At 30.9% G+C, this 19252-nt stretch carries 16 protein-coding genes and 1 pseudogene; 10 read left to right on the top strand and 7 right to left on the bottom strand.

The window, feature by feature from the left end; genetic code table 11:
- Positions 1–5 precede the first annotated feature (5 nt).
- The 6 genes from JM80_RS05660 to JM80_RS05635 all read right to left on the bottom strand — a co-directional run bounded on the left by JM80_RS05660 (position 6) and on the right by JM80_RS05635 (position 8362).
- Positions 6–1277, bottom strand: coding sequence for a restriction endonuclease subunit S (locus tag JM80_RS05660; protein ID WP_144709438.1), 1272 nt, complete (start codon positions 1275–1277; stop codon positions 6–8).
- Positions 1278–1279: 2 nt separating this feature from the next.
- The gene (locus JM80_RS05655) at positions 1280–2881 is read right to left on the bottom strand and encodes a type I restriction-modification system subunit M (RefSeq protein ID WP_144709437.1); all 1602 of its coding nucleotides are present in this window, start codon (positions 2879–2881) and stop codon (positions 1280–1282) included.
- 90 nt (positions 2882–2971) lie between these two features.
- On the bottom strand, positions 2972–5257 hold the full coding sequence (locus tag JM80_RS05650; RefSeq protein WP_144709436.1) for a DUF3987 domain-containing protein: 2286 nt from the start codon (positions 5255–5257) through the stop codon (positions 2972–2974).
- A gap of 18 nt (positions 5258–5275) precedes the next feature.
- A complete protein-coding gene (locus JM80_RS05645; RefSeq protein WP_144709435.1) occupies positions 5276–5569 on the bottom strand; it encodes a helix-turn-helix domain-containing protein in 294 nt (97 codons plus the stop codon).
- A gap of 183 nt (positions 5570–5752) precedes the next feature.
- The gene (locus JM80_RS05640) at positions 5753–7141 is read right to left on the bottom strand and encodes a hypothetical protein (protein WP_144709434.1); all 1389 of its coding nucleotides are present in this window, start codon (positions 7139–7141) and stop codon (positions 5753–5755) included.
- Between the two features lie 3 nt (positions 7142–7144).
- Positions 7145–8362 (bottom strand): site-specific integrase, encoded by a 1218-nt coding sequence (locus tag JM80_RS05635; RefSeq protein WP_144709433.1) that lies wholly within the window; start codon positions 8360–8362, stop codon positions 7145–7147.
- Between the two features lie 325 nt (positions 8363–8687).
- Between JM80_RS05635 and JM80_RS05630 the strand changes: the two genes are divergently transcribed.
- The 7 genes from JM80_RS05630 to JM80_RS05600 all read left to right on the top strand — a co-directional run bounded on the left by JM80_RS05630 (position 8688) and on the right by JM80_RS05600 (position 14226).
- Positions 8688–9596, top strand: a complete 909-nt coding sequence (locus JM80_RS05630; protein WP_089118839.1) for a hypothetical protein — start codon at positions 8688–8690, stop codon at positions 9594–9596.
- Positions 9597–9834: 238 nt separating this feature from the next.
- A complete protein-coding gene (locus JM80_RS05625) occupies positions 9835–10197 on the top strand; it encodes a DUF2185 domain-containing protein (RefSeq protein WP_255436677.1) in 363 nt (120 codons plus the stop codon).
- A 17-nt stretch (positions 10198–10214) separates the two neighbouring features.
- On the top strand, positions 10215–10442 hold the full coding sequence (locus JM80_RS05620; RefSeq protein WP_144709432.1) for a hypothetical protein: 228 nt from the start codon (positions 10215–10217) through the stop codon (positions 10440–10442).
- A 195-nt stretch (positions 10443–10637) separates the two neighbouring features.
- Positions 10638–11369, top strand: coding sequence for an NAD(P)-dependent oxidoreductase (locus tag JM80_RS05615; protein ID WP_144709431.1), 732 nt, complete (start codon positions 10638–10640; stop codon positions 11367–11369).
- Positions 11370–11533: 164 nt separating this feature from the next.
- Positions 11534–12175, top strand: a complete 642-nt coding sequence (locus JM80_RS05610) for an alpha/beta hydrolase (protein WP_089118841.1) — start codon at positions 11534–11536, stop codon at positions 12173–12175.
- Positions 12176–12511: 336 nt separating this feature from the next.
- A complete protein-coding gene (locus JM80_RS05605; RefSeq protein ID WP_144709430.1) occupies positions 12512–13339 on the top strand; it encodes an AbiJ-NTD4 domain-containing protein in 828 nt (275 codons plus the stop codon).
- 74 nt (positions 13340–13413) lie between these two features.
- Positions 13414–14226, top strand: coding sequence for a metallophosphoesterase (locus JM80_RS05600; RefSeq protein ID WP_013620542.1), 813 nt, complete (start codon positions 13414–13416; stop codon positions 14224–14226).
- A 47-nt stretch (positions 14227–14273) separates the two neighbouring features.
- Here JM80_RS05600 and JM80_RS16560 read toward each other — a convergent pair.
- Positions 14274–14576 (bottom strand): annotated as a pseudogene (locus tag JM80_RS16560) (transposase); the annotation flags it as partial.
- Between the two features lie 142 nt (positions 14577–14718).
- Here JM80_RS16560 and JM80_RS05590 point away from each other — a divergent pair.
- The 3 genes from JM80_RS05590 (at position 14719) to JM80_RS05580 (ending at position 19190) form a co-directional block, all read left to right on the top strand.
- Complete coding sequence (locus JM80_RS05590) at positions 14719–17730, top strand: cellulase family glycosylhydrolase (RefSeq protein WP_144709429.1); 3012 nt, start codon at positions 14719–14721, stop codon at positions 17728–17730.
- A 256-nt stretch (positions 17731–17986) separates the two neighbouring features.
- Positions 17987–18388 carry a hypothetical protein gene (locus JM80_RS05585; RefSeq protein WP_144709428.1) on the top strand — a complete coding sequence of 134 codons (402 nt, stop codon included), beginning with the start codon at positions 17987–17989 and terminating at the stop codon, positions 18386–18388.
- 145 nt (positions 18389–18533) lie between these two features.
- Entirely contained in the window at positions 18534–19190 is a 657-nt protein-coding gene (locus JM80_RS05580) for a hypothetical protein (protein ID WP_144709427.1), read from the top strand.
- Positions 19191–19252: the final 62 nt, after the last annotated feature.

The following is a 19252-nucleotide window of genomic DNA, read 5'->3' as shown; positions in this document are numbered from 1 at the left end:
TAATTTTAAACAAACATTTGTTGTAATAATCCTTTTTTAAAGGTCTTACTATTTTCTATTTTGGTTTTTAAAGCTTCTATTTTTATATCTATATCTGATAAGAAATTGGCTATTTTGGTTTGCTCTTTTAAGCAAGGTATAGGTATGATAAAAGTTTCAATATCTTTAGAACTGATGTTTGGTTGAGCACCTGCTACTAATACCTTGTCTAATTGTTTTATAAACTCATTTGAAAAAACGAATTGTATTAAAAATTTATTGAGCAAATTATTTTGAGGTCTAAAAACACCCACACGCTGATTAACAAAGCCTTTTACTTCAAGATTATATATGCTTGATTTACCAGTTGTAGCACCTGACATTGCTACAATTAAATCATCTTTTTTTAGAATAAAATTTTCATTAATATCAAAATCGTCATAATACACAAGATTATTACTGTCAATAAAATTGTTATTGTTTGAAATATTTGATATTCGGATTATTGGAATGCCTTGTTTTTTAAATTGATTACTTTTAAAAGCATAACCTCCCTGTAATTTACAAACTTCGCCCAACTTCTTCTCTTGCCATTTAGGAAACTCATTACCATTATCATCTTTAAACCGTAGTTCTTGATTAAAGATTTTTTGCATAATACCTTTTTTGTATTGCTCTAAAAGGTCTTTCTTTTTGGTTAGTTGGGTAATTTTAGCATCTACATCTGATAAAAATGATGCTATTTTTTGTTGTTCTGGAATGGAAGTTATAAATAGATTAATTTCACCTAATCTACTGGTTGCTAAACCAAGAACTTTTGTTCCTTGTGCAATAGTCATTACTTGTTTTCTAACTTTCCAACTTTGTAATAAATATCCAGAAAAACCAATCGCCATTTTAAATTTGTTTGGTCTTGCGTGAAAAGTATGCAAACCCGAAATTAGCTTTTCATTGTTTAAGTTAATAATTTCAGTAGTTTTTCCTATGTCATTGTAATCTTCAGAAGCATCAGCAATAAGTAAATCACCTTCTTGACAAAAGTTTTCATCTTTAATTTTAGACAAGTCAACATCTGTATTTACAAAAGGTACTTTTTCTTTTTCAATATCAAAAAGAGTTGAAAATTTTGTATGAATGTCACCATAATGAATATTCTTTACTACCCCATTTTCATAGTTAAGGTATTCTCTTGAAAGTGAATTTGTGGAATAAAATGAAAAAATCTTATTATACTTTTTTACAAACCAATTACCCTCAAACTCTGAAAACCTCAACTGTGGTACTAATTGCTTTTCCATAATTAAAAAGGCGTTTTTATATTTAACTCTTTACAATAAGAAGCAATACGTTTATCGGTTTCTGCAATTTCTCTATCTAAAGCCTGTATCTCTTCTGCTACTGCATTAATATCAATAGGCTCTTCTTCTTCAAAAGTATCTACATAACGTGGTATGTTTAGGTTGTAATCGTTATCTTTTATTTCCTGTAATGTTGCTCTATAACTGTATTTATCTATAACCTCTCTATTGGTATATGTATCTACAATATCGTCAATATGGTTTGGTAATAATTTATTGTCTTTACCCTGTTTTTCAAACCCTTGTGAAGCATCAATAAATAATACATCTTCATTAACTTCTCTACATTTTTTAATCACTAAAATACAGGTTGGAATCCCTGTACCGAAAAAGATGTTTGCAGGTAAGCCAATAACTGCATCAATGTAGTTTCTATCTTCTATTAAATAACGTCTAATATGTGCTTCTGAACTACCTCTAAATAATACACCGTGAGGTAAAACGGTTGCCATTATACCGTTTTCATCTAAATGATGAATCATATGCTGTACAAAAGCAAAATCTGCTTTTGTTTTAGGTGCTAACTTACCATACTGACTAAACCTATCATCTGTACTAAAAATACCTTTTGCACTCCATTTAGCAGAAAACGGTGGATTTGCTACAATAGCTTCTGCTTTTAGGTCGATTGCCATATGTTGTGGCTCTTCTAAAGTATCTTCTTGTTTAATATCAAACTGACGATAATTTACACCGTGTAGAATCATATTCATACGTGCCAAGTTGTAAGTTGTTCGGTTTAATTCTTGACCATAAAACATACCTACATCATCTACTTCTTTGGCTACACGCAATAGTAATGAACCAGAACCACAAGTAGGATCATAAACTGATTTTAAACGTTTTTTACGAGTTGTAACAATTTTTGCTAATATGGTAGAAACTTCTTGAGGGGTATAAAATTCTCCTGCTTTTTTACCTGCACTGGCAGCAAATTTACCTATTAAAAATTCATAAGCATCACCCAATAAATCGCTTTCTGTATCTTCTAATTTAAAATCTATTACATCTAAATGCGTGATAATTTTTGCAATAGTTTCATTTTGGGCTTTCACAGTTCTACCTAACTTTCCAGAAGTTAAATCTAAATCTTCGAAAAGTTTTACAAAATCATCTTCTGATTCTGTACCCATTGTACTCTGTTCAATGTTCGTTAAGATACGCTCTAAATCTTCAATTATGAAAAACTGTTGAGCTTCACCAATTTCATTAGTTTGAGCTTCTGATAGGTTATTTCCTTTTTGAGCAATAGAGGTAAATAATTCACTCGGCTTTAAAAAATAACCTAATTCTTTAATACAGGCTTTTTTAACCGCTTCGATATATAACTTACCATTATCTGAATTTTCATCTAATTGCTCGTAAGTCAAATTGTCTGGCGCTAATATTTTGTTAGCGTAGATGTGTAGCTTTTCTGAAAGGTATTTAAAGAATATAAAACCTAATATATAGTTTCTATAATCGTCTGCATCCATTTTACCTCGTAAGAGGTTAGCAATAGCCCATAATTGTTTTTCGAGTAACTTTTTTTGTTCTTCTGACATTGATTGGTATGGTGTATTTTAAAAATGTTAAAAATATAAATCTTTTAAAGATAAACCGCAAGGGAAATGAGGAAAGTGAGGGAAATAATACTAAACCTCCGCAGTTCCCTCGTTTTCCTCACTTTCTTCTTTTGAAGGGTTGTAGTAATTACCTTGTGATTCTCTTAATAAAATATTATCCTTACATAGATTAGTTATATATCGTTCTGCTGTTTTTTGAGAGATATTAAACTTTTTTGCATTCTTACAATATTGCTGTGTAGTAAAGCGTAATGGTAAACTATCAATAAATTGTTCTTTTTTGTTTTTGTAGTTTATAGCTGTTTTATCAACCGGTAAACTAGAATACACTTTGCTACTATGTTTAATTAAGGCTTTTACGATAGTTAATGTAGATTGAAAATCTTCATCAGAACAGTACAAAGGATTTGAAACATCGCCTGTTTCTAATATTCTTAAAACAGTTAAAATCATACTAATTCTAAACGCAATAATACCCATTCTTTTAATCGAAGAATTGTATTCTAAAGGATTTACATTTAGATAGTATAAATTAATTTTTGAAAAAAATTGATTAAATACTTCTTGCTGTTCCTCTGTATATGAAAACTGAATTTCAGTATTTGTGATTAGTTGTCTGTATAACTCATAAAATACGTTACCCAATTGATCGTAGTACTCATTTAAGCCTTTTTTAGTGTTAATAGCAAAAACGTTCTTCCAAGTCGTACTTGTTGGCATTTGATAAAACATAAAGCGACTAAACAAACCATTTTCAGCATTTGGCATTAATGCCAAAACTTGTTTTGGTGTTCCTGTTAATGCACACGATAAACAAGGCTCTTCAATCTCTACATATTCTCTATCTGTTCTACGAAAATATTTTATTGTTTCGTGATGAAAGGCATTTCTAAAACCATCGGAATAATCACCATAATCTGTTTTAAAGTTTTTTGCTAATGTATCTGCTTCGGTTTCAAAAATTAGACCTCTACCTTTACTATCATACAATAATTGAAACATACCTGTTGAACTATTATTTGCAGGTATAAATAACATTCTAATAGGTGGTTTTTGAGGTTTCTTTAAGTTTTCATCTTTCGCCTTGTTCTTGTTGTATTGCGCTAATTCTGAATCATATTCTGCTTCCATTAGTTTAGCTTCTTCACGCATTGTTTTGTGAATTTTATAAACCAATCTTTTACAAAATTTTAACTTACCTTTTCCCGAAGCTGCTGCCGCTGTTACAAACAAGTACAAATTAGAATATACTTTATCGCCATCATAGATACCGTATATTTTAGGTAAACAAGCACTTATAGCTGTTATTGCACCTAATATCATTATATCCTTTTCCTGGTCTGTTTTTGTATACTTAACTACTTGTTGAAGGAATTGCGGAAGTTGAGGAATTAAGGAATTTGAGAATGTTGGACTATCTGAATAATCTTCTGAATTGGTTTCTTCTTTTCGTATTAATATTTCTTCTTCAATAGGTTCTTTGTATGGCTTTATATTATTTTGATGTGCCATATAGTAAAACGTAGAAATACTTATACCTGTGCCTTTTGCTTTTAGACAGTTTGTGTATTGTTTATCGCACTCTTGATAGTTGTAGTTTATATAAAATCTGCTTATTCTGTGATAGTAATCTCTTCCAGCTTCTCCATATTCTTCTGAAATTGCAAAACCTAAATTTCGCCAAGTTTCATAATTACCTGTAATATCTGTTGCTGTTTTCTCTATTTCGGATATATAGGCTTCTATGTCATTACTTATTGAATTATTGTTTTTTATGGGAATTGGTTTTTCTTGTTCTAGTTTTATATTGACTTCAAAAACATCTGCATTTGGATTGATAAAACAATCTTCATCATAAGACATAAAACATAATCGACAAATATCACTTCCAGAGGTATCTATGTCTTTATTTAAGGCTTGTTCATAATAGGCTACAACTTGTTTGTAGGCTTCTTTGTGATGCTCTTTAGTAGAGCTAACTTTTACAATAATTTTTAAGCCTTTACCTCTAGGACTAATAAATGATGCATAAGTGTAAGGTGCTAAACGTGTGACTTGTTTAATCTCTTTCAATTGTAATTCTGAAAGTTTATCAATATCCAAAATTAGATATTGACTGTAAGTATCAATTTTGTCTATACTTCTGCCATTACTAAAAGTACCTGATACTGTAAACGCTTGTAATTGCTTTTTTAAATGGTCTGCTTCCTTTTCTTCATCATTAGACATTAGGTTTCTTATATCTCTTATTTTAGCTTTATAAGTACCTATTTTAATATCGTTTAGGATTTTTTCTAAAGGCTTATCCTCAACCTTATAAATGAAGTCGTTAAATACTGATACGGCTACTTGCATAACTTTAAGATTTAAGGATTAGTAATTATTTCTTTTTGTTGTGAATGCTTTACGATAGTTATTGTCTAATAACTTTTGCACATCACTCATACGATAATAGATTTTAGAACCTATTTGTGAAAATGAAATAACGCCTTCGTCACGCCAAGTTTGCGCGGTACGTTTGCTAATATTCATTAGCTGAAGAAATTCTTGATTGTCTAAAAAAGTGTCTTGAGGCTTCTTTTGTTTTTCCTCTAATTGCTTGTTTAAATCGTCTAAACGATTAACTAAATCTTTGTACTGTTGGGTGCTTAAAATAATTGCTTCCATTTGAATAAAATTTTATGTTTCTGGAAACAAATTTTGCTCGAAAAGAAGCCTTAAAACATTTTACAAACAAAGGTTTAGAGTAAGGTGTAGAGTGTAGAGTATCAGTGAAAACAGTTAACCTAAAAGAGATTAACTGTCGTTTTTGAATAAAATATTTTAATACTGCGCTTTATGTGTAGAGTGTTATTTTAGTGTATTTAATGCTGAATCGATGTTTTTTGAAGTAGTAGGAACTTTTTGATTTTTTAATCGAGTACGGATATATGGCTCACCATTTTCTTGAACAAAACAGTTTATAGCTACAAACCACTGCTGTTGTTTTAAATCTTCAACAAGTCTTAATTCATTATGCAATTGTTTTATGAAATATGAAAGTTCGCTAATCTTACCAGTCCAAACGATAGGTTTCTCAATAGCTTCACCACTAAATACCTTTCTAAAGTCTTTTAGGTCTGTATCTTTTGCTATAAAACCTTTATTAATTAAAGATTCTTTTAAGGCTGTTAAGTTTGATTGCCCTGTAAGATTATTTATGTAGGTAAATGAGTTGTATTTTGATTTTGATACCGATTTCGGTTTCTCAATTATTTCTTTTTTACCACTGCCAATTAAACCATTTTTAAAATCCTGCAATACGTTTTCTGTTGCTTCCTTGTATTTGTTAAAATGTGATTTATAGTGTTTCCATACGTGCATTGCGTATTCATCATCGTGTTTATTTTCTTTGTATTCTATTTGATTTGGATACCAATATGTAGCTTGATAAATTCTTTTAAATGTTTCAGCTCTTTTGGTTGGCGTGTGTGTCTTAAATTGATTTACTGATAGTGTTAGATATTTATTAATTTCAAAGTCATTTAAAGGCTTTATTCTTTCATATATAGCGTTTAAAAATACATTATATAAGTCACCAGAGATAAATGTATCAAAATAGGTTGGGTCAAAAGTGTAGGTTTGCCATAGTTCATCAATTTTTGTTTTATACTCTACTGCTTCTATTGCTAAACGTTTTTCTAATTCTTCTACTAACAATAAATCTTTGAAGTTGTCTTTTTGGTAGTTAGCGTTGTCAATTTGAATAGGTTGAACCTTTATTTTCTCTTTTGTTTTTTCGAAATGTTCTTTTAGAGATTCACATATTGATTTAAAATGTCTTAAATTTTCAAAGCCTTTTATTTCGTGCTGAAAAAAACCATCGTGATACTCAATCATTAAATTATTTAAGTAGATAACTTTTAACTTTTTTGGGTCTGCCACTTTAGAAAGTCCGCCTACATTGAATATAGTTAGCTTATTGTCTATCTCTTTTATAAAATGTTGTACTTTTAGTTTATCCTCTTCACTTAAATAGAAGTATTCCAACTTGTGGTCAAATTGATTAATAGCATCTTTTATGTCCTCGTCTTTTACTTCAAACATAAAATCCAAAGATTTCATTTTAAATGCTGAATAAATTTCATTTAACAGTAGATCTCTAGAACTATCTGTTGAATTTGTTTCTATATATTGAACAATTTCAAAAAATGACATTTCATTTTTTAAAATAGAATCTATCAGTTCTTTAACTTTCATACTTTAATTGATGTATTTATCTACTGCATTATCTAACTCACTACTAATAATTTTTGCATACACTTGTGTAATACCAATATCTGAATGGTCCATAAGTTTAGAAACGTGTTCTATACGCATACCATTGTTTAATGCCCTTGTAGCAAATGTATGCCGGCTAATATGAAAGGATAAATTAAAGGGTAATTCTAATTCTTCTCCCATTCTACTCAAATACATATTACTCAATGAAATTGCTCTATTGGTTATTAAACTTCTGTGTTCTCTATCTTTAAAATATAACTCGTCAACTTTAGCAAATGGAAAAATTATATCATTTTGCTTTTGGTCTTTGGTTTTGTATTTCTCTATAATATCAACCGCTTTTTGACCTATTCTAATACTGTGCTGTCTTTTCGTTTTTCTTATCGTCTTTGTAATTCTATGATTTTTGTTATCGTAATGTTTCCATTGTAATTCGATAACATCTCCAAAACGTAACCCTCCAGAAAAAACAGAAAAAATAAACATATCTTTAATAACCTGTGCTTTGTGTTCTTGTGGTACTTCTAAATTGATAAAGGCTTCAAATTGTTCTTCGTTTAAGTAACGCTTTGTAGTCTTGTTTTTCTTTACTTTAAACTTGGTAAAGGGTACAAGCTCATTGGATATTAAATCTTCTTTCTTCGCTTCTCTAAACATTAGGTTTAGGATTCTAAACGCATAATTTATAGTCGTGTTATTGTTGCCTAATTTAGAACTGCAATGTGAGGCATAATCTTTTAAGGTAGTAGCTGTAATATCATCAAACATTATTTCACGATGCCCTATAAACCTTTCAAACTTTTCGATGTTGTTTTTATAGCTTCTATAAGTGGATAGCGTAACAGTATCTTTAAGCTTCTCACATCTATCATATGCAAACTCAAAAAAGTTAATTAAGGGTTTACCCTTAATGGCCTCTTTTATTCTTCTTGCCGATGTAGATTGATTTCTTCTTTCAAGGTCTGCAATCTCGCCTTCTGCATCTGCTATCTTTCTTGATATGTATGCGTTTAACCTTGTTGAAGTTTTGTGATTCTTCTTTACTTTTTGTTTATCTTCATCCCATTCATTTGGCTGTAATTTTACGCTTAATGAAATGAATTTTGTTTTTCTGTTTTTGATTACTCGTAAATAAAGAGGTGCAAGTCCAGCTTTATCTATCTTGTTTTTTCTTAAAACTACTTTAATTGAAGACATAAAACCCTGATTAATAGGCGGTGCAAATGAGTGCAACGCAATACGAAGGTACAACATTAGGTACAACAAACCTAACTTTTAGTAGCATTTTAATGCATTATTATGCATTTGCTAAAAACAAAAAACCCTTATAAATAAAGAGTTTAAAAGCAATTTAATGAAAATGAGTGATAATACTATATAACAATGTATAACCGCAATTACGGCGGATTCGACTACGTCTGAATCCACTCCCAATTGCTAATGTCTGTGATAAGCCGAAAAACATTAACTTTAATCCCGTAACTTCGGTTATACCTACCGTTAGTAACAATAAAAACAAATTATGGTAGAATCAGATAATAAAATTGACTTATCAAAATTCACCTTTTCTTCCGGAGCTGAATTATCTAATGGAGAAGTGATAATGATTTCTCATCCTTTTGGAATGGATCCTGAAAAAAAACCTAAAAGTGTTTTTTTAATTAGAGACACCAAAGGAAACTGGTCTAACGCTGGTAGTATAAGTTGGCTTCCTGAAGGAATTTCAAGTAATATCAGTGAAGATAAAATATTTTTAATACACTGGGGAGGATCTTGTTTGGAGTTTAATAAAACTGATAATACTTTCTCTAGTGTTTATAAAACTGAAGATGATAAAAATGACCCTCCCAGTGAAATTCGATTTTCTAAACTAGTTGCGGGTGAATTATATGTTGGAGGAACAAATCGATTTATATTTAAACAAGTAAATACAAATTGGGAGGAGATTAGTATTGAAGCTATGAAAGGTGAACCTATGCCTAGTAGTTTCGAAAATATTACAGGATTTAATTCTCAAGAATTATACGCTTTTGGATGGGAAGGAGTAATTTGGACAAATAAAGACGGTAAATGGACTGAAATAGAAACGCCTACTGATGACATTTTATTAGATGGAGATGTTTTTGATGACAAAGTTTATATTGCTGGTCAAATGGGGATAATTTTAGAAGGTCGAGGAAATCAGTGGACGGAATTGGAAAGTGAAGTCTCAGAAGATGATATAGATTCTGTATGCACTTACAATGATGCTATTTACTTCTCTAATAACTTTAATATTCTTCGGTTAAAAGACGGTGAACTTGAAGTTTTTATAGAAAGCACGCCAGAATTTTCGACATCCAAACTATTTACAGGTCCCAGTGGACTCTGGTCTGTATCTGATAAACATCTAGCTCTATATGATGGAAAAAAATGGAAGATGATGAGTTGATAATAAAACTTTTGTAACACCATATAAAAAACATAGGGCGGGTTAAGTGTTTGCTTCAAAAGTTTGGGCTTTTCTGTTATTTCGCTAAATATAAAATTTGGCATTTAGAACAAAAAGATAAAAGCAAAATATTTATATTTAGCTAAGTAATAAACCGAAACGAAAGTGCTTATCAATTTCCCTACGTTTCTTATACTAACCGTTGGCGTGCATTTGACAAACCGCAATCTATGAAAGAATGACAAAACTAATTTTAATAACTTCAATAACTCTTATGAGCATATTTAATGTATTTGGACAAGGGAAAAACGACAAAAATAAAACTGAATTTAAATTTAGTGATCCTGAAAATAAAGCTGTTTTTACTTGTAATCACGTAACTGATGAGAAAAGTCCGATTTTGTATGCGACACACGACAGCGACGGAGATTGGCAATTCTTATGCGGACAAAATGACCACGCGGAGGAAAACGCAAAAATCATTTCTTTGAAAAATGCGGTTGAATTAGATAATACTCTGAATGAATTATTTGAAATGCCGATTGGAGTTGGAGCGGAACGCAATGGAATTGGTGAAAAATGGAATCCTTTTAGACTCTAATCAGAAAATAGATTTTTATGAGCAAATCGGAAAAGAAAACTAAAATTCGTGGAATCACAACTGCGAAATCGGAGAAAGAAAATAAGCAAGATGCTAATAGAAAATATCGCAGGATAGTAAAACAGAAAGTTAAATCTAACGAGTCTGAATTACCTAAAGTTCGTGAAATCTCAAATGTTTGGAGTTTTGATAAAGACGGAAAGAAATACAATTCTGAAATGACCGATAAAGATTTGCGAAAATAAAAACTACTGGCAACAATGCATATATTTTATTGCTAGGTTCTAGACTACTTACGTATCCCGAAGCTTGTGAACTATCGGGCTTTCTATTCGGTTTATATTTGCTAAATTAGGTGCATAAACGGCGTAAAAAACCAATTACAAGAACGTTATAGCCATATTTCAGGACTAGACATTTAAAGAAACACCATACATTCAATGAAAAAAATCTTGATAACCGGCGGATTTGGAAAAATAGCCAAACATTTCGTTCATAACTTCAGCAACAAATATGAAATAACCGTTGCAGACATTGTAACGGACAGCAGTACTTTTTCGAACCATGTGCGAATTGAAAAAGCAGACTTGATGGACTTTTCAATTTGCTCAAAACTATGCGTAGGAATCGATACCGTAATTCATTTGGCCGGAATAGTAGACCCGATTTCTGAATCGGACGAGATTTTAGAAACTAACTTAAAAACCACACAGAATATTTTTAAAGCAGCAGTAAAAGCAAAATGCAAAAAACTGATTTTTGCGAGTAGTGCCCAGACCATAGAAAGCTATCCGACGGATATCCAAGTTAACAAGAATATGCTCGTTAAGCCGAAAAATATTTATGGAGTATCAAAATGTTTTGGAGAAGCTTTAGCGGCTTACCATGCATATAACAATGGAATTTCTGCCATTTGCCTGCGAATTGGTGCGTACGAATTCCCAAAAGACTTTACTGAAATGAATGCGAGGGATTTAAGTGCATTTCTGCATCCTGATGATTTTAATCAATTATTGATTGGATGTATCGAAACAGAAAATATTAAATATGAGGTTCTGAACGCTATTTCCGATAACAGGTATAAACGATTGGATATTACTGAATCGAAAGAAAAAGTTGGGTATAGACCCAAAGCAGACGCATTTACCCTGTTCAAGCTCGCAGCGGAGTAAAACTGGCTACAACCCGTATAAAATTAATTACTAGTTTTAACCTACATTAGAATCTTTATGCGGAATATTCTATTAGGTTTATATTTGCTAAATTAGGTGCACAAACGGCGTAACAAACCAATTACAAGAACGTTGTAAGCAACCTCAGGAAACGAAAAAAAAAGATGAAAACAAGCACATTAATTGGAATTCTTTTTTGCTCAATTTTGTTTGTATGCGAAAACAAGAATGATGACCGATTTGTTTTCTTCCTTCATAACCGATTTTTAGAAGAACACGAACTGAATGAATTGCATCCCGAATTTGGACGAACTGAATACAGCGAAATTATTGCTGAACTTAAAAAAGGGGGACTTAAAGTAATAAGCGAAAAACGGAGTGGAAATGTTAACGCAAGAGAATACGCAATTGGAATTGTAACCCAAATTGACAGTTTAATAAAAAATGGAGTAGAACCAAGAAAAATAACTGTTGTTGGAACCTCAAAAGGTGGTTATATAGCTCAATATGTTTCGACTTTAGCAAATAATCAGGATTTAAATTTTGTATTTATTGCAAGTTTTAGGAATAGCGATATTCAAAATATACCTGAAATTAATTTTTGCGGAAATATTTTAACTATTTATGAAAAGTCCGACCCATTTGGAGTTTCCGCATTGGAACGAAAGAAAATCTCGAATTGTGAAATAAAACACTTTAAAGAAATAGAACTGAATTCTGGAATGGGACACGGATTTTTATTTAAACCATTAAAGGAATGGATTGAACCGACAATAAAATGGGCAAAAGGAAATTACAACCAGTAATAAAAACTGTGCCCAATACCATATAAAATAATTGCTACTTAGTACTTAACCAAAAGGCGTTACAAACCCGTAACTATTCTTATAAAAAACCACTACATAAGTAAAGTATAGGGAACTTACATCTCTAGAATTTTTTATGCATAATTACCAATTGTACTAAAAAATATACCAATTACACATTTCCATTATTACAGTATAAAAAATTAATATATATTGTAAGAAAATAAAACAAATAGAGAGCCAAATGTGCGTTTACTCACCCATATTGGCAGAATAAACGCAATTAATTGAGTTTATATATAGTTGGCAGTAATTAGAAAAACATAGAAATAGTAAATGCGATTTTCACAAAGAATAGGAAAAAGAGAATATAAAACTGAACTTGAAAAAGAAGGCTTAAGTCCTGAATTAAAGAATTCATTGTGGACTCTAGTACTTGAATTAATTATTGAAGAAAGAAGTAATGAAAAAAGGTATGAAAAACATTCTGATTTAACAGTGTTTTTCAGAGAATTATGGATTTATTTTTATAAATGGCCAATTGATAATTTACCTATGAGTTATGGCACAGTTACAGACTATGAAGCAACACCTACTGTTCGAAAATGGTTTTTTAAGTCCGACTGGGATTTAGTTTTAGATTTTATCGAATTTGCATCTGATTATCATCCAGAATTCTGCAAAATCTGTAACTTATTCTTAAAAAAAGAAATGTCAGCTTACAGATTTGTTGATGGAAAAATAACTGAAATTAATTCTAAAGAGGAAGTAATTGAAATAGAAAGAGCGTTAAATAATTCAGATAAATTTAAATCAGTAAAAACTCATTTGAAAACAGCTATCGAATTATTGTCTGACCGTAAAAATCCAGATTTTAGAAATTCAATTAAAGAATCGATTTCTTCTGTAGAATCGTTAGCCAAAATAATCACGGATAATAGCAAAACGACTTTAGGGCAAGCGTTAAAAGAAATTGAGAAGAAACATAACATCCCTAAAAGCCTTAAGAGTGCATTCAGTTCTTTGTATGGTTATACATCAGATACAGGAGGAATAAGACATAGTTTACTCGAATCAGATGTTAAAGTTGATTTAGAAGAAGCAAGATTTATGCTTGTTACTTGCTCTGCTTTTGTAAATTATTTAATGAATAAAATAGAATAACTACTGCCAACAATGTATAAAAATAATTGCTCAATTTTGCGCTTAACCAAAGGTAGTTGCAAGTAATTTAAGAAATGACGAACTTAAACAGAAGAAAATTTATAAAACGAGGAATTTTAGCCTCAATTGGATTAGTACTTCTAGACTCACTTTGGTTTGAGAAATATGTAATTGACTGGAATTACTTTGACATCTCAAAATCGCAAAAAGACAAAATAAAAATCATTCAAATTTCGGATTTACACTTTGACCAATTAAGATATTTTCATAAATCTATTGCGAAAAAAATAAATTTAATTAAACCTGATTTAGTATTTATAACTGGAGATTCTGTTGACAAAACTGAAAAAATAGATTCACTGAATGATTTTTTGCAATTAATAGATAATTCTATAAAAAAATATGCGATTACCGGAAATTGGGAATATTGGGGAAAAGTGGATTTGACAAAACTTAAAAATACTTATTCTAAAAATAATTGCGAATTATTAATAAACGAGAACAGAACTATTTCAATTAAAAATCGTAAAATCTCAATAATCGGAATTGACGATTTAGTTGGTGGAAATGCTGATTTCGGAAAAGCAATTGAAAATCTAAAACAAACCGAAACCAATATCGTTTTATCACATTGTCCTGAATATAGAGATATAATCACAAAACAAAAAGAGAATTTAAATATTGATTTAGTACTTTCTGGTCATACTCACGGAGGACAGATTACATTTTTAGGAATCGTTCCTTTTAAACCTCAAGGGAGTGGAAAGTATTTAAAAGGTTGGTATAAAGAATCGGAACCAAAAATGTATATATCAAAAGGAATTGGAACAAGTATTTTACCAATCCGATTTGGAGCAAGAGCGGAAATGGTAGAAATGGAAATATAAAAACTACTGGCAGCAAAGTACTGTGGTAAAAAACAAGTAAAAACTCATTAACTTTCCAATAAAGCACTTCTATAATTATTATCATAGGATAAGCCCTGATTTTGCGATAGCAAAGGCTATTAACGCTAACTTTTTACTCTTTCCTTTGGCTACTATTCGGTCATAAATAGCTTTACAGGCCTTATTATATTTACAGGCATTAAAGCTGCACATAAATAATAAGTTTTGTAATTTTTAATTTCTTATTTTACTAATTCGCGGGTCTCTTTTTACCCTACTCCTACTTTGGTGAAGACTGGTGTTAACCCAGCATAACTACATAATTCACTACCACTACTAAAATGCTTAAAAAATCATTCTAAGTAAAAAAATTATCAAGCTTTAGGACTTTATAACATTCTAGTAACACTAGTTAAATCAAAAAAAACAAAAATTTAACAATTAAAATCTTATAAATTTGTAATATTATACTTTAACCCAAATACAAAAATTATGAAAAAAAATCTACTAATGTTTAAAAGGCTTACGTATCTACCTTTGTTTTTAATGCTGCTCTCACTAAGTTCAGTAGCTCAATCTCCTGTAGAAAAACATGGCCGTTTACAAGTTGACGGAAACCGCATTCTTAATGCGTCTGGAGAAATTACAAGCTTAGCTGGTAACAGCCTCTTTTGGAGTAATGCTGGAGACACCTCCGATTTTTATAATGCAGAAACTGTTGATTTTTTAGCAGAAAACTGGAATAGCTCTCTTATTAGAATAGCTATGGGCGTAAAAGAAAATTGGGATGGCGGAAATGGCTATATTGATAGTCCGCAGGAGCAAGAAGCTAAAATTAGAAAAGTTATTGATGCAGCTATTGCTAACGGCATATATGTAATAATAGACTGGCACACTCACGAAGCAGAGTTATACACAGATGAGGCTGTTGACTTTTTTACCAGAATGGCAGACCTATACGGAGATACTCCCAATGTTATGTATGAAATTTATAACGAGCCTATATACCAAAGTTGGCCTGTTATTAAGAATTATGCAGAGCAAGTAATTGCTGGTATACGTTCTAAAGACCCAGATAATTTAATAATTGTAGGTACTAGCAATTATTCTCAGCAAGTTGATGTAGCATCAGCAGACCCAATATCTGATACTAATGTGGCATATACTTTACATTTTTATGCAGCATTTAACCCGCATGATAACTTAAGAAATGTAGCACAGACAGCATTAGATAATAATGTTGCTTTGTTTGTTACAGAATGGGGTACAATTTTAAATACCGGACAAGGAGAACCAGACCAAGAAAGCACTAATACTTGGATGGCCTTTTTGAAAGAAAAAGGTATAAGTCACGCTAATTGGTCTTTGAGTGACAAAGCTTTTCCTGAAACAGGGTCTGTAGTTCAAGCAGGACAAGGTGTATCTGGTTTAATTAGCAATAAACTTACAACCTCTGGTGAAATTGTAAAAAACATCATCCAAAACTGGGATACAGAGACCTCTACAGGACCTAAAACAACACAATGTAGTACTATAGAATGTATTAGAGCTGCAATGGAAACAGCACAAGCAGGAGATGAAATTATAATTGCCCCTGGAAACTACAATTTTCAAGACAAGATACAAGGTGCCTTTAACCGTAGTGTTTACCTTTATGGTAGTGCTAACGGAAACAGTACAAATCCTATTATATTAAGAGGCGAAAGCGCTACAAACCCTCCTGTTTTCTCAGGATTAGATTATAACAATGGCTACCTATTAAGTATTGAAGGAGATTATTGGAATATTAAAGATATAGAGTTTAAAACAGGGTCTAAAGGTATTGTTCTTGACAATTCTAATGGTAGTAAATTAAAAAACCTTGTTGTTTATGATATTGGAGAAGAAGCTATACACTTGCGTGATGGATCTAGCAATAATAGTATAGATGGTTGCACTATATACAATACAGGTAGAACTAAACCTGGTTTTGGTGAAGGTTTATATGTAGGCTCAGATAAAGGACAACATGACACTTATGAAAGAGCTTGTAACAATAACACTATTGAAAACTGTACCGTTGGACCCAATGTAACAGCAGAAGGCGTAGATGTTAAGGAAGGTACAATGAACACTATTATAAGAAATTGCGTGTTTTCTGCAGAAGGAATTTCAGGAGAAAATAGCTCAGATGCTTTTATTGATTTAAAAGGAGCCTATGGTTTTGTATACAGAAACACGTTTAATGTTGATGGTTCTGAAGTAATAAATACTGGAGTAGACTTTTTAGATAGAGGTACAGGATTTAATACAGGTTTTAGAAATGCAATATTTGAAAATACATATAACCTTGGCAGTAGAGCTTCAGAAATTTCAACTGCTCGTAAAAAACAAGGTTCTCCTGAACAAACTCACGTTTGGGATAATATTAGAAACCCTAATTCTGTTGATTTTCCAATAAGTGATGGTACAGAAAATCTAGTAAATAATTTCTGCCCTGATTGGAATATAGAACCATGTAATCCTGTAGATGAAACCAACCAAGCACCTACAATAAGCTTCCTATCTCATGTTAACAATATTACTTTAGTTGAAGGTTATAATTTACAAGTTGAAGTTAATGCTACTGATGCAGATGGAACTATTGATAATGTAAAACTTTATATAGATAACAATTTAGTTAGGCAAATAAATTCTACTTCATATAAATGGGGACATTCTGATTCTCCAAATACAGATGAACTTAATGGTCTATTAGAAGGAACTTATACCTTAAAAGCAATTGCAACTGATAACGACGGGGCTTCTACAGAAACGCAATTTACGTTAACTGTAATAACAGAACAAAGTCCGTCTGAGAATTGTGACTTTAATACACCTTCTTCAACTGGTTTAGAAGATTTTGACATTAAAAAGTTTTCTAACGTTTTTGTGTTAGGATCTGGCGGACCATCTTTAAGTAATTTAAAAACATTTACTATTAATTGGAATTCGCAATACAATGGGTTATATCAATTTTCAATAAACACAAAAAACGGTGTACCTGATTATTATATAAATTTAAAACCAAAAATTACCTTTCAGTTTAAAAATGCAAATCCAGAAATGTCTATTAGCAATAGCTTAATTCCTAATTTTGATGGTGATTACTGGGTAACATCAGATAACGGTAATTTTGTGATGGTATCTAAAACTAATAATTTTACGATATACTTTAGTAATGACGCTACTGCTCCTATTTGTAATGTTACGCCTAGTAACCAAATAAGTAAAATTACTGATGATTCTAGTATTAATTTTAAGCTTTACCCTAATCCTGCTTTAGACGAAACTATTTTTGTGAGCGCTGAAGATGAAAAACTAGTATCCGTTAAAATTTATGATTTACAAGGAAAACTATTAATTGACAAACAAGATAATAGTGCGTTGCTAAAATTAAATATTTCTGAAATTTTACCTGGAACATATGTTATAGAAATTACAGGTACAACTTCTAAAAAACGTTCTTTATTTGTTAAAAAATAGTGCTTGCAAAAGGCTATTTATTTTTAGATTAAAAATTAATAACAATAAAAAGCGGAATATCTATTTCTAGGTATTCCGCTTTTTTATTATTTACGTCATACAAATATTTAAACCAACCACATTACTCAGAACCTAAAAATTAATATATTGTAAGAAAATAAAACAACTAGAATGCCAAATGTGCGTTTACTCACCCATATTGGCGGAATAAACGCAATTAATTGAGTTTATATATAGTTACCATACATTTGAGAAAATGACTTTCGACCATTCAAATAAATATTTAAAACAAAACTTAATTTTCGGATTATTGCAAATCGGAATAGGAATTGTTGCTCTTTTAGCTGACTCTATTAATGCATTCTTTCAATATGGTTGGTTAATGATTGGAATATTCACTTTGTATCGAAATTATAGAGAACGAGTAAAACCTTATCTGATTTTGAAAAATAATTTGTTATCTGTTCAAAAAATATTCGGTTATAGAAAAATAAATCTGTCTGAATTTAGTGATGTGGAAAAAACGAAAAATTCATTAGTTTTATTCAGTGGAGAAAAAAAGAGGAGAATAGGAACTTGGCCTACGAATAAAAAAGAATCTGAATCACTATACGCTGAAATAGATAAAATTCTAACTAGAAATAAAAAAAAGGAATAAAAACGTATGGTAACACCGTGTATAATTAATTGCTTGGTCACTGCCGACTTACGAACATTCCTGCGGAATATTCTATCTGTGATTTATTTGCTAAATTAGTTGCTTAACCACGCAACTAACCATACACAATCACGTTGTAGTGCATATGAAAAAAACATTTATACTAATATTAATAATTATGATTTCTAGCCCAAATTATGGACAAAAATTGAACGGAAAATGGATACTGAAAGAAGTTGGATATAAGGAATTCAAAAAAAATACCGGGCTACAAATTCTAAATTTTAAGAATGACACTGCTAAAGTTTTTACCAATTTGCAATTAGAAAAATCCGACTTGAATTTAACTGTAAAAGACAGTTCTCTAATTCTTGAAAATGGAGAAAAGTATGCAGATTTAAAATTAATCAATAAAAACTTATTGAGGCTTTATGTCAATGGAACTTTTAACGCAGACCGTGTTCAAATGGAAAAGGACTTCGTCAAACTTTCACCTACTAAAACGGAGTTAAGTCAAGACGAAATAGAGTCCTTAAGTTTTGAATTTCAGGAAAAAGGAAAATCAAAAACCAAAATAGCTTTTAATAAAGAACTCTGGGATAAGAAAAGATTGCAAGAGTTGGAAATTAAAGAAGGTTCGAAATGGATTTTAGAAAAGTTAGATGAAACTTATTTAATAACCATTTTCAATCGTGGTAGAAAAGGCGTTACATTGCCTATCATCGAAGTAAGTGAACAGTTCTTAAAGTTTTATTGCGTTCCAAATGAAACTGGAGAAGTTATTGCAACTCGGACGGAATAAATACGCACTACAACAATACCTAAACGTAATGCGAACTTTAGGGCAAAACCGAAAGGTCTGTG

Origin of the sequence: Cellulophaga sp. RHA_52, assembly GCF_007827205.1 — a bacterium.
Lineage (GTDB): Bacteria > Bacteroidota > Bacteroidia > Flavobacteriales > Flavobacteriaceae > Cellulophaga > Cellulophaga lytica.
This window is presented reverse-complemented; position numbering and strand designations above follow the sequence as displayed.

What these genes read in the sequence shown, in the direction of transcription:
- JM80_RS05660 (WP_144709438.1), bottom strand. Translation starts at nt 1,277, where the DNA reads ATGGAAAAGCAATTAGTACCACAGTTGAGGTTTTCAGAGTTTGAGGGT.
- JM80_RS05655 (WP_144709437.1), bottom strand. Translation starts at nt 2,881, where the DNA reads ATGTCAGAAGAACAAAAAAAGTTACTCGAAAAACAATTATGGGCTATT.
- JM80_RS05650 (WP_144709436.1), bottom strand. Translation starts at nt 5,257, where the DNA reads ATGCAAGTAGCCGTATCAGTATTTAACGACTTCATTTATAAGGTTGAG.
- JM80_RS05645 (WP_144709435.1), bottom strand. Translation starts at nt 5,569, where the DNA reads ATGGAAGCAATTATTTTAAGCACCCAACAGTACAAAGATTTAGTTAAT.
- JM80_RS05640 (WP_144709434.1), bottom strand. Translation starts at nt 7,141, where the DNA reads ATGAAAGTTAAAGAACTGATAGATTCTATTTTAAAAAATGAAATGTCA.
- JM80_RS05635 (WP_144709433.1), bottom strand. Translation starts at nt 8,362, where the DNA reads ATGTCTTCAATTAAAGTAGTTTTAAGAAAAAACAAGATAGATAAAGCT.
- JM80_RS05630 (WP_089118839.1), top strand. Translation starts at nt 8,688, where the DNA reads ATGGTAGAATCAGATAATAAAATTGACTTATCAAAATTCACCTTTTCT.
- JM80_RS05625 (WP_255436677.1), top strand. Translation starts at nt 9,835, where the DNA reads ATGACAAAACTAATTTTAATAACTTCAATAACTCTTATGAGCATATTT.
- JM80_RS05620 (WP_144709432.1), top strand. Translation starts at nt 10,215, where the DNA reads ATGAGCAAATCGGAAAAGAAAACTAAAATTCGTGGAATCACAACTGCG.
- JM80_RS05615 (WP_144709431.1), top strand. Translation starts at nt 10,638, where the DNA reads ATGAAAAAAATCTTGATAACCGGCGGATTTGGAAAAATAGCCAAACAT.
- JM80_RS05610 (WP_089118841.1), top strand. Translation starts at nt 11,534, where the DNA reads ATGAAAACAAGCACATTAATTGGAATTCTTTTTTGCTCAATTTTGTTT.
- JM80_RS05605 (WP_144709430.1), top strand. Translation starts at nt 12,512, where the DNA reads ATGCGATTTTCACAAAGAATAGGAAAAAGAGAATATAAAACTGAACTT.
- JM80_RS05600 (WP_013620542.1), top strand. Translation starts at nt 13,414, where the DNA reads ATGACGAACTTAAACAGAAGAAAATTTATAAAACGAGGAATTTTAGCC.
- JM80_RS05590 (WP_144709429.1), top strand. Translation starts at nt 14,719, where the DNA reads ATGAAAAAAAATCTACTAATGTTTAAAAGGCTTACGTATCTACCTTTG.
- JM80_RS05585 (WP_144709428.1), top strand. Translation starts at nt 17,987, where the DNA reads ATGACTTTCGACCATTCAAATAAATATTTAAAACAAAACTTAATTTTC.
- JM80_RS05580 (WP_144709427.1), top strand. Translation starts at nt 18,534, where the DNA reads ATGAAAAAAACATTTATACTAATATTAATAATTATGATTTCTAGCCCA.